The sequence below is a fragment of the Cyanobacteriota bacterium genome, assembly GCA_025054735.1.
GTDB lineage: Bacteria > Cyanobacteriota > Cyanobacteriia > SKYG9 > SKYG9 > SKYG9.
In genome coordinates this window covers 1-4853 of record JANWZG010000311.1, presented here as the reverse complement: position 1 = coordinate 4853, position 4853 = coordinate 1, and the positions used below count along the sequence as shown (strand labels likewise).

Annotated in this window: 7 protein-coding genes; 4 read left to right on the top strand and 3 right to left on the bottom strand. The window is 48.1% G+C overall.

Going from position 1 to position 4853, the window contains the following annotated elements; all coding sequences use genetic code 11:
• Positions 1 to 377 precede the first annotated feature (377 nt).
• Positions 378 to 1082: an SDR family oxidoreductase gene (locus NZ772_13890; GenBank protein ID MCS6814641.1), complete on the top strand. Its 705-nt coding sequence runs from the start codon at positions 378 to 380 to the stop codon at positions 1080 to 1082.
• A gap of 9 nt (positions 1083 to 1091) precedes the next feature.
• Here NZ772_13890 and NZ772_13885 read toward each other — a convergent pair whose 3' ends face one another.
• A complete protein-coding gene (locus NZ772_13885; GenBank protein ID MCS6814640.1) occupies positions 1092 to 1862 on the bottom strand; it encodes a peptidase in 771 nt (256 codons plus the stop codon).
• A gap of 133 nt (positions 1863 to 1995) precedes the next feature.
• Between NZ772_13885 and NZ772_13880 the strand changes: the two genes are divergently transcribed.
• The 3 genes from NZ772_13880 to NZ772_13870 all read left to right on the top strand — a co-directional run bounded on the left by NZ772_13880 (position 1996) and on the right by NZ772_13870 (position 4050).
• A complete protein-coding gene (locus NZ772_13880) occupies positions 1996 to 2379 on the top strand; it encodes a DUF4346 domain-containing protein (protein MCS6814639.1) in 384 nt (127 codons plus the stop codon).
• A 96-nt stretch (positions 2380 to 2475) separates the two neighbouring features.
• Complete coding sequence (locus NZ772_13875; GenBank protein ID MCS6814638.1) at positions 2476 to 3204, top strand: DUF1995 family protein; 729 nt, start codon at positions 2476 to 2478, stop codon at positions 3202 to 3204.
• A gap of 15 nt (positions 3205 to 3219) precedes the next feature.
• Entirely contained in the window at positions 3220 to 4050 is an 831-nt protein-coding gene (locus NZ772_13870) for an alpha/beta hydrolase (GenBank protein MCS6814637.1), read from the top strand.
• Here NZ772_13870 and NZ772_13865 read toward each other — a convergent pair.
• A complete protein-coding gene (locus NZ772_13865; protein MCS6814636.1) occupies positions 4047 to 4328 on the bottom strand; it encodes a DUF1816 domain-containing protein in 282 nt (93 codons plus the stop codon). The genes NZ772_13870 and NZ772_13865 overlap by 4 nt on opposite strands.
• 171 nt (positions 4329 to 4499) lie before the next feature.
• A partial coding sequence (locus NZ772_13860; protein MCS6814635.1) for an RNA methyltransferase occupies positions 4500 to 4853 on the bottom strand: 354 nt, incomplete at its 5' end.

Genomic DNA, 4853 nt, shown 5'->3' with positions numbered 1-4853 from the left:
TTACATTGTCAATAGGAATTCTGTGGACTGGCGTTGGCAAGTGCGGGCAAAGGTGGGTAATCAGTGGACTAACTGGAGTGACGTGTATCAGTTTAATGTTGAGCCGCTAGATACAGACTGTCAACCTCGATCGCCCATCTAGTAATCACCCATTTAGCGCCCATTTAGTGAGTCAACCCCTAGCCTGACCGCAACTAGCCTGAAGTCTAGGCAACTCCCTCGCCAAAAACTTTGACAAGACTTTGACAATAAAGTCTCACACCATAAAGAGTCTCACACTATAAAGTCTTACAAAAGTCTCACACCATTGAACATCGGACTGGCTGAGTGCGGCTATAGTTCGTATGATAAGAGGAGTTGTAAAGAATCATGAAGAAATGCACGATAAGGTTGTCGCAATTATAGGGGCAGCAGGTGGAATTGGTTCTGCGTTGGCCCGTAAGTTATCTGTCCAGCAAGCTCGGTTGGTGTTGGTAGGGCGCAGTCGCGATCGCTTAAATGCCCTAGAGCAAGAACTCAACACTCAAGTTGTTGCTATTCCAACAGATATTACGCAGCCTGAGCAAGTCAACAACCTGATGCAACAGATTACTGAGCAGTTTGGTCAGCTAGATGTGCTGGTGAATGCAGCAGGGGCAGGCATTCTCAAACAGTGGAATAAGCTAGAAGCCGCTGATTTAGATGCAATGTTAGCTGTGAATCTTAAGGGTAGCTTCTACACGATGCAAGCGGCTGCCAATGTGATGAAGGATCAAAAGCAAGGACATATCTGTAACATTGTTGGTATTTTGGGCAAGCACACTATGCCGATGGCGGCAGCTTACTGTGCCTCTAAGTTTGGGGTTGTGGGGTTTAGCAAGTGCCTGGCAGAGGAATTGCGTCGCTTTGGCATCAAGGTAACACTGTTTTATTTCGGTGGAGTTGATACTCCCTTCTGGGATTCCATCAGCCTGAAGGTCGATCGTACCAAGATGCTACGTCCTGAAACAGCCGCTGAAGCCATAGTTAGTGTCTTAGGCATGGAACCACAAGCAGTACCAATGGAGATCAACATCCAGCCAGACAGTCATCTCTTTTTCTAAAGCTTGAGGTTAAGTCGGTTGGGTAGGGATTTGACCTCCCAGTCGGGTTGGTTGCTCATAAATCCGCTTTAGGGTGTTGACATCCCGTGGAGAAATAGGTGGGGGAGTGCGTACCTGTGCGAAATACATGACATCACTAGGCAGAGGGCTGTGTCCCCAGATCCCCAAGGCATGACCCATCTCATGGCGAGCAGCAGCGCGGATGTAAGGAATTGTTTGGTTAGGACTTAGGTGGATATAGCAGCGATGAACTAACACAGGTGGATCCTTACCCTGATGGTGGCTATAGAGCTGATAACGTGTTTCCGCTGAGCGTACCCTGCCCAACGACGATCGCCCATCACCTGGGTTTTGGCGCTGTAGGGGTGGCACTACTCGCCAGATGGTGATATCGGCTTGCTCTGGATTAGCCACTAACACTAAGGGTAAGTAGCGATTCCATTCAGTGATCCCTTCAGTAACAGCCTGGGTCCAAGCGGCTACTCTGGCAGCATTAGCACGATCGCTGACTGGCTGTTCCACATAGACCCGCACGGGAAACTGCCTCCATATCAAATACCCCACATCTGTTGGTTGAATTTGATCAAAATAGTCACCACGGTTTTCAACATCTTGCCACGCTGCTAGAGACGCGGGTAACGGGTAAACCTGTAGTGCTGGCAATTCCAGAGATATTGGTACACTTGCTGACAGGCTAGTATCCGTAGGCCGATACCCTAACAACACACTCAAGGTTATACCGAGGCAGGTCATGACCACAGGTGTTATGTATTTTTTCATCGGCTAGCGGCTACGTAGTTTAGTTGTAGTTAACGTACAAGTAGTTGACCCGTTATGTACACTAGCGCACAAACCAAGTCTTGTCAGAATAGTTTGACGCTACACTAGATTACTGCGGAGTACAGAAGTAGATATGACCCAGACGATTATAGACCTTAAGGCTATTGATGATCAGCTTTCCCGTCGCCAGATTGACCTAGACGAAGGCGGCTATTTCATTATTTATCTTGATCGAGAAAATGCTCTAATCTGTGCCAAACACTACACTAACGCAATTAACGATCAAGGCTTGGCTGTAGACCCTGAAACTGGTAAACCCATTCCAGCAAAAGGCAAAGTCGATCGAGTACACACAACCCTATTTACGGGTCGCACAGCCAAGGAGATTTGTGTTCAGATTTTTGAATCTACCCAACCGTGTCTGGTAACTCGGCTTGACCATGCTGCCTACTTAGGCAGAGAATTTATGCGGGCTGAACAGGCACTGTTGACAGGTGAGGACTATATTCAGGATTAGCACCAATTCGTAGATTCAATGGTTTGGACACGTTTGCGATAGGTGGAAATGGCTTGCTCTCATCCTTAATAGGTATTTACAACTATTCATCACAGCATGACAACTCTTCAACTTCCCCAAACGCTAGAAGACGCGATCACCCAAGCCAAAGTGGCAACAAAGACTGCTCTAGCAGACGGCTATACCAGGTTGCAGGTGGAACTGGTGTTCGCAGAACTAAAGCCAATGCCTGTAGCTGAGCAGTTTCTAGATGTGTTTGCAGATTATGGGGCTAATTTCAAGGTTTATTTCCCAGATGCAGGAGCGGCTGCCCTAGCTCGACGTGATTGGGGGCCGATGGCCTTTGAAATTCGTGGCATTGGTGAGCTGAAAGGCAAGCTTCAGCCAGAAGATCGCGCTTGTCTAGTCATTGCTCCCAGTTCGGTGGAGGTGCTAGAGGTAGAAAAACTCTGTGCTGAAGCGGGCGATCGTCCGGTGGTTTTACTCAATCCTGTGCTAGAAGATGTAGCTACTGTAGGAATAGGCTACGCAGCCCGTCAGCTTCGAGAGCGTTTTCTTAGCACGATTGAGTCTTGCTATTATCTACGTCCCCTAGAAAAGGCTGCTGTGTGGCGGTGCTATCCATCACTGTGGCAAGTTTGGGTTGAGACTACCGACCCTAATGGCTCATCTTATGAACTACTGACAGAACTACCTCACAAACCAAGTGGTGATGAACTAGATCGTCTGTTGGCAGCCTCAACGTTAACTGAGCAGGCTCAGGAATCAGCACAGCGAGGTCTGTTTACAGGTTTACAGCGATTTCTCCGAACACTGAGCCAATAATGTTTAACATGGACTATGGCTACCCCCTTTCCCCTAGCAACACAAATTCATGGCTTAGGGTTTCCTGTCCTCTGTCTACATGGACATCCTGGCTCTGCGGCAACGATGGCCGTGTTTACTCGACACTTATCCCAGCGGTTGCAGACGATCGCCCCTGACCTCAGAGGCTATGGTGCTAGCCAACCTCGGTGCCCCTTTCAAATGTCTGATCATGTTCTAGATCTAGAAGCCCTACTAGATCGTCTTGACATTCGTCAATGCCTGGTGTTGGGGTGGTCATTGGGCGGCATTCTGGCCATGGAACTAGCGCTGCATCAACCCCAGCGCATCAGTGGACTTATTCTGGTGGCAACATCAGCTTGCCCTCGCAGTGACCATCCACCCGTTACTTGGCAAGACTATCTCTTCACGGGCATCAGTTCTATCATCAATTGGCTGAACCCTGGTTGGTTATGGAATATTGAGCAATGGGGTCAACGATCGCTGTATCGCTACTTGATGCAACAGCACACACCTACAGCCTACGGCTATCTGGCCGAATCTGGTGTAGCGGCTTACCTGCAAACATCTCGATTTGCCCACAACGCTCTATCATTAGCAATTCGTCAAGGCTATGACCGTCGAGACTTGCTCTCTCAAATCCAATGCCCATGTTTAATGCTGATCGGTGATAGCGATCGTCATATCACACCTGCCTCTAGCTTAGAAACAGCAGCCCGCCTGCCAACCTGTGAGTGGCACATCTATCCTCAAACCGCTCACCTATTTCCTTGGGAGATACCAGCTCAAGTGCTCTCAACTATTGACCAATGGCTAGCACAACACCCAGAGGTAATCACAGCTTAAGACATTTGACCGCTAAAAAATTGTGTCCCTGGGCTAGGGAATGAATCCAAGTCATCAGCGATCGTTAGTTCTTTAGGCTTACAACGCTTGACTGTGACCACAATACCTTGTGCACCCTCGTTGCGCAAATCTTCGAGGTAACCATACTTTGCTTCCTCAGCCTCATCAGGGTTAGCAAAAGGGCCGAAGTAATAGGTACAACGTGGCGTTGCAGTTATAATTTCAACCCACACAGCTAGGCCCATCGAACCTAAGATATCTATCAAGAATTCCTTCATACTGTTCCACTGAGACTAGCACTACCAGCAAGTGCAGCCGCTAAGCAACACTATCCTGTTCAAATTTTTTCATGACTGATTAATTTTTGTAACAGAAAACTAATCCTTCTCAACCGAATAGGCTTTGACCGATGAGTTTTGACTGCCAGTGCTGATTCTAATCCAAATGAATCACAAACTGATGTATAAGCGACTAGATAATCGCTGCCGATAAAGCTCGTAAAGCACCATACCCGCAGCAACAGAAGCATTCAAACTGGCAGTTTGCCCCGCTAAAGGGATAGAAACTAGGACATCACAGTTTTTTTGCACCCGTAGGCTAAGGCCATCACCTTCAGAGCCAATGACGATCGCAATGGCTCCTGTAAACTGTACCGTGTGGAGTAACTGACCATGTTCTGTAGTTGTCCCATAGATCCAAAATTCGTGCTGCTTTAGGATTTCTAGCGCCTGTGATAGGTTGACCACTCGCGCCACTGGAAAACTTGACAGTGCCCCGGCCGCAACTTTCATCACGGTTGACGT

Excerpts from the sequence above, each read along its gene's own strand:
- NZ772_13890 (MCS6814641.1), top strand. The coding sequence starts at position 378 with ATGCACGATAAGGTTGTCGCAATTATAGGGGCAGCAGGTGGAATTGGT.
- NZ772_13885 (MCS6814640.1), bottom strand. The coding sequence starts at position 1,862 with ATGAAAAAATACATAACACCTGTGGTCATGACCTGCCTCGGTATAACC.
- NZ772_13880 (MCS6814639.1), top strand. The coding sequence starts at position 1,996 with ATGACCCAGACGATTATAGACCTTAAGGCTATTGATGATCAGCTTTCC.
- NZ772_13875 (MCS6814638.1), top strand. The coding sequence starts at position 2,476 with ATGACAACTCTTCAACTTCCCCAAACGCTAGAAGACGCGATCACCCAA.
- NZ772_13870 (MCS6814637.1), top strand. The coding sequence starts at position 3,220 with ATGGCTACCCCCTTTCCCCTAGCAACACAAATTCATGGCTTAGGGTTT.
- NZ772_13865 (MCS6814636.1), bottom strand. The coding sequence starts at position 4,328 with ATGAAGGAATTCTTGATAGATATCTTAGGTTCGATGGGCCTAGCTGTG.